1 protein-coding gene is annotated in these 335 nt (G+C 38.8%); it reads right to left on the minus strand.

Translation table 11 applies throughout. The annotated features are described in order from the left end of the window. Nucleotides 1–335 (minus strand): transcriptional regulator (locus HMPREF2764_RS00605; RefSeq protein WP_070526351.1); only part of this gene is annotated, 335 nt, incomplete at both ends.

A 335-nucleotide genomic window follows, 5' to 3' on the forward strand; every position in this document is an offset into this window, starting at 1 on the left:
ACTCTTTGACGCCCTCGGAAGCGTTCATGTCTTAAGACGCGTTCTAACTCTTCTTGTTTGTCTTTACTTTGTTTGTTTCTATAATCTCTTAGTGTCTCATGAAAGAGATAATACTCATCTAGCCACAGACCTCCCTCACTGATACGATGACTAATCTCACCTACTTCTTCATAGGGTTCTTTATCATATCTACGCTTCTGGCTTTCCTGCTTACGGATATAGTCTAGGATCCGATTACGGAATTTAGTTTTGAAGTATTTACGTAAGCGTGGGATATCTTCTACTATTCCTTCTTCTCTACTAATCAATTCATGTAAGCAAATCATTCCCTCTTG

This window comes from Streptococcus sp. HMSC073F11, assembly GCF_001810785.1.
Classification (GTDB): domain Bacteria; phylum Bacillota; class Bacilli; order Lactobacillales; family Streptococcaceae; genus Streptococcus.